At 77.2% G+C, this 584-nt stretch carries 1 pseudogene; it reads right to left on the bottom strand.

Annotated elements, in window-relative coordinates:
- Positions 1-584, bottom strand: a pseudogene (locus tag SSP08S_RS58030) (DNA polymerase III subunit gamma and tau); the annotation flags it as partial.

Raw genomic sequence — 584 nt, forward strand, 5'->3', positions numbered from 1 at the left:
CCGGGCTGAGGGGATGCCGGGCGGGGGGCGGGCGCGGCGGGGCCGGGGGTGCCGTAGCCGCCGGGTGCGGGTGCGGTGCCGTAGCCACCTGCCGCGCCGCCGCCACCGCCACCGCCGTAGGAGCCGCCCGGCTGCGGGGGCGGAGCGCCGCCGCCCGACGGGTCGACGACCGCCTCGATCTTCCACTGGACGTTGAACTGCTCGGCCAGCGCCTGCTTCAGTACGTCCTCGCTGCCGCTGCTGTTGAAGTTGTCCCGGGCGCCCGCGTTGACGAAGCCGATCTGGAGGGTCGTGCCGTCGAAGCCGGTGACCTGCGCGTTCTGGCTGAGCAGGATCCAGGTGAAACGGCGGCGGTTCTTCACCACTTCCAGGATGTTCGGCCAGAGCATGCGGGGGTCGAGGCCGCCGGCCGGGGATTGAGCGGGGGCCGCGGTGGGTGCCTGGGGTGTGGAGGGCGGTACGGCGGTGGGCGCGGCCGCGGGTGCGGGGGCGCTGTGGGCGGACGGGGGCTGGCCGCCGCCCGCCGGGGTCGCGGTGGGCCAGCCGCCCGGGCGGCGTCCGCTGCCTGCGGCGGTGGCGGTGGG

It is taken from the genome of Streptomyces hokutonensis (assembly GCF_000376565.1).
In the GTDB taxonomy this organism is placed as follows: domain Bacteria; phylum Actinomycetota; class Actinomycetes; order Streptomycetales; family Streptomycetaceae; genus Streptomyces; species Streptomyces hokutonensis.